Raw genomic sequence first — 3,936 nt, 5'->3', positions numbered from 1 at the left:
TTATGAGAAGAGTCCGAGTGGACTGTTGAAGACTCTGAATGACCGGATGGGCCCTTCCCATGACATTGCCTTCCGAATGATTGCCAAGAAGCAACGCGAAGAAAGAGGAATAACTACTGGTAAAGGCCCAGATGAAAGAAGCTTTAAGCAAAGAGTGGCTTCTCTTATAGCTGTAGGAGGGAGTGAGTGGGACACACTTGCACTGCCAATGCTCCATCTTTTCACGCTGCCGATGCAAATCAATGTTGTAGACAAAATGCTGGTCAATTGGGTTGGCTTGCCTGGATCAGTAGTCTTCAAGGAAAATGAATTGAACAGAGCTAGGCAATCTGGTCGTCATGTGGCTGAAACACTAATGAACCCGAATACGGAAGCGAAATATATTGGCGAATCTGGTTTATGTCCAATCTGTCATTCCAAACTCGTTGAAATCAGGAATCATGATGATAATTATCCTGCAATATGCGGAATTTGCGGTGTAAAGGGCACTTTGGAGGTTGAACAGGGCAAAGTTAAATTCAATGTCGCGGAAGAAGATAGAGCGCATTCTCATGTTCTAATCTCCGGGAAATTCGAGCATGCGGATGAATTATATAAAGTTTCATTAAAACCTAATTCCAAGGCTGGCGAGTTGCCTGAAAGATTAAAAAAATACAAAAACTATTTATCTTATTCCAGACCTGCTCGTAATTGATATTCCGGATAAAGTGCTTATTCTTTTTTTGAAAGGCTGAGAGCGAATTTGGCTGGTAAGATGCTTGCTGAAGCAGGCAAGGTTGGAGCTGGTCTAAACGGCGTCAGTTTTTCATCTTACACACTCTTTTGGTTTATAGGACCTAAGATCATTAATGATAATTTAGTTGTTGGGAAAACTTCAAAAAGTATCACTCTGGAATATTACTTACTTATGTAAAGACCAGTCAGATGCAATAAGTTTCTGAACATAAATCCTTTGTTGCTGTAACTAACCGCATCACCTGGATCAATCCCTAAAAATTGACCTGACACTAATCGTTAAACTCCTTCGAAAAGATTCATCAGACTAGCTCCAATACGTGAACTAATCACCTACACAGTTCTTCAGGGACTTTCATGAGGCAGCCTTTTGAGGTGCTCGTTCTTGAGATTCCCCCGTTCGGGCGTGTACTTTCGTACAATTGACTTTGATTTAGAATTTGATCCATACTTCAGATGAACGGTTGTTCAAAAAAACATTGGAGGGATTTTTCATGCGTTTGGGAGGAAAAGTTGCGGTCATTACAGGCTCAGCATCAGGAATGGGGAAAGCGATTGCAGAATTATTTGCAAAAGAAGGCGCAAGTGTTATTGTTTCAGACCTGAACATTGAAGGAGCTGAAGCGGTTGCAGCAGGAATTAAATCAGCTGGCGGAACCGCCGTCGCAGTAAAAACCAATGTTGCTGATTTAAATGATATTCATGCTATGATCGATACTGCTGTTAATGAATTCGGAACTCTCGATATTTTGGTTAACAATACGGGTGTTATGGATAACATGGCGCCTGTAGGAGATGTGGACGACGAGACATGGGATTTTATATTCGATGTTAACACAAAAAGCGTTATGCGTGCGATTCGCAAAGTTATCCCGATCTTCCTGGATAAAGGGAATGGAGTGATTATAAATACGGCATCTACGGGCGGCTTCAGCGGCGCGCATGCGGGCGCTGCTTACACTGCCTCAAAGCATGCGGTAATCGGTATTACGAAAAACACGGGGTTCATGTATGCTCAAAAAGGTATCCGATGCAATGCCATTGCGCCAGGAGCGACAGCCACAAACATTACTTCAACGATTCATAACTTAAATGAGTTTGGCGCGTCCAGAACGAGGGTTACACAAGGCGTAATTCCTCGCGTAGGGCAGGCGGAAGAAATCGCAAAAGTAGCCCTTTTCCTGGCTTCAGACGAATCGAGCTTTGTGAACGGGGCTGTTATAGCTGCAGACGCGGGTTGGACGGCAGGCTTCTAATCCACTGTTTAACGAGCACACATGCTTCAAAATATATAATCATCGAAGTAAGATCCTTGCAAGGTTAAAGTAATATTCAATTGAAAGAGATGTAATGTCAAAAATAATGTTATAAAATGACAGGAGCGTTGACACACGATCCCGTCATTTTTTAGTTATATTTAGATATCATTATCATGAATGTGAGCTGCATGTCGTTTTTCTCGTTATTTGCGATCGAATAAGGAAACAATAGTCACCGCATGATCCCCGAGATTTGTGCGAATATTATCTGAATACATACTACAAGGATGTCGAGGGACAAGAACAAGGTCCCATTGAAAGTCGCTATTTTATCGGCTTTTTTATTCTATCGGTACAGTTCTTGTCCCAAGCCAAGATAATCAATAAAAAACTTACAGTGAACAAACATCAGACGAGGAACATTGACATATGAAAAAAACCATTGGATTTATTGGAGTCGGTAATATTGGAAGTACGATTGCTTGTTTTGCAGTGGCTGCAGGATATGACGTTGTAGGAGATAGGGATGTAACCAATCGTAGTAAGAGGCGATTGATTACATCCCTATTTTTGGCGTGGAGAAATCAATGTGGTCATTAGTGACTTTTCTTCAGAATCATCTGAGGAAGCTCTAGCAACAATCTGTCCATCGTGAGCGGATCATCGAAATTGTACTTGTTCTCGGTAAGAATAATACGGTCGATGCTTTTCGAGTTCCAGTATGGTAACTGCATCAGTCTTCTGTATAACCGGATCGTACGGGGATCGTTATCCATGAGAATAAAATGGGTATCGGCTTCATAGCTACAGGCATGTTCCGGTCGCGTCAGTTGAAAAGGAATGCCTGCCCGGATTAGTTCCTTCACCTTCGGAGGAGGCTGCATGCCGTCAGGGTGGTATACAGTAACTGCAAAGCCTTTCATGCTCATGATGTAGAGATTGCCCTCAACGATGGAAAACACAGCTGCTGTTTGCTTAACATCTATATGCTTCGCCAGGCCTATCCACATTCGTTTACTTGCAGCGCGATGCCGATAAATCCATTGTTGTGCAAGCTTCTGCCGATTCATTAGCTCTGCTGTTTGCATGATTCTTGAATAGACGTGTTCATAGCGATCGATGAGGACGGTTGGGGCAATGGATGCCAATTCTTCGATCCAATCTTGACGGAAACCAGAATGAATGATCAGGTCAGGAAGAAGCTTACGTATTTTGCCCGGTTCACCCAGTAATCCAATATCCTCAATACCATTGATGGAATCCCAGTACAGACCTCTTTTACCTATGATCTCCACATCTGCGCCTATCGGCGTGATACCCAAGGACAATAGATCGCCCAGCGAATAACCAACGGCAACGATCCGTTTGTAAGGAACCTCTGGCATGAGCACGGGAGATGAGCTGACTGAAGCAGCCTCCTCGTACTGGCGGGGAGTGATCCCTTCCGTTTGTCTAAACTTGCGCGAAAAGTAACTCTCATCCTTGAATCCCACGGCTTGGGCAATCTGTGCAATCGTGTCCTCGGTCTGTAACAACAGCCGCTTGGCGTGTTTCATACGAATATCCAACACGTAGTCCAACGGTTTTTTTCCTGTAATGGACTTGAATAAGGTACTGTATTGCCATTTAGCCACACCTGCGATGCTGTACAACTGGCGGGCCGTAATGTTTTGCTGATAGTGAGATTCGATATAAGTGACGGTATGCTTCACCGCTTGAATGTTATCGGATATTTCCGTATTCCGTCGAATGTTTTCCATCAGGAACAGGAGTAGTTCCTGCAACGCAATCTGCTGTTTCAATCTCGACTCTTCGGGGACGGGAGTGGGGCGCTTCAATGAGAGGTCGAGCGTTCCTGCCAAATCAAGTAACCTTGATTCGTCAGTAATGTTCATGCGCGTCTCGTACGGAATCATGGACAGTAATTCATTGGCTGGTTTCG

Annotated in this window: 5 protein-coding genes; 4 read left to right on the top strand and 1 reads right to left on the bottom strand. The window is 43.7% G+C overall.

Translation table 11 applies throughout. The annotated features are described in order from the left end of the window. The 4 genes from GRP75_RS20860 to GRP75_RS30685 all read left to right on the top strand — a co-directional run. The coding region (locus tag GRP75_RS20860) for a flavodoxin family protein (protein ID WP_237449126.1) at positions 1 to 694 on the top strand (694 nt) is incomplete at its 5' end. A 48-nt stretch (positions 695 to 742) separates the two neighbouring features. Continuing rightward, positions 743 to 913 (top strand): hypothetical protein, encoded by a 171-nt coding sequence (locus GRP75_RS29315; protein WP_202404242.1) that lies wholly within the window; start codon positions 743 to 745, stop codon positions 911 to 913. A gap of 316 nt (positions 914 to 1,229) precedes the next feature. Then, a complete protein-coding gene (locus GRP75_RS20855; protein WP_160790254.1) occupies positions 1,230 to 1,991 on the top strand; it encodes an SDR family oxidoreductase in 762 nt (253 codons plus the stop codon). Positions 1,992 to 2,423: 432 nt separating this feature from the next. Next, entirely contained in the window at positions 2,424 to 2,594 is a 171-nt protein-coding gene (locus GRP75_RS30685; protein ID WP_202404241.1) for an NAD(P)-binding domain-containing protein, read from the top strand. Here GRP75_RS30685 and GRP75_RS20845 read toward each other — a convergent pair. Beyond that, positions 2,591 to 3,936: helix-turn-helix domain-containing protein (locus tag GRP75_RS20845; protein ID WP_160790253.1), on the bottom strand; the 1,346-nt coding region annotated here is incomplete at its 5' end. The two genes, GRP75_RS30685 and GRP75_RS20845, sit on opposite strands and share 4 nt — an antisense overlap.

The organism is Paenibacillus sp. OT2-17 (assembly GCF_009827695.1).
Taxonomy (GTDB): domain Bacteria; phylum Bacillota; class Bacilli; order Paenibacillales; family Paenibacillaceae; genus Paenibacillus; species Paenibacillus polymyxa_B.
This window is presented reverse-complemented; position numbering and strand designations above follow the sequence as displayed.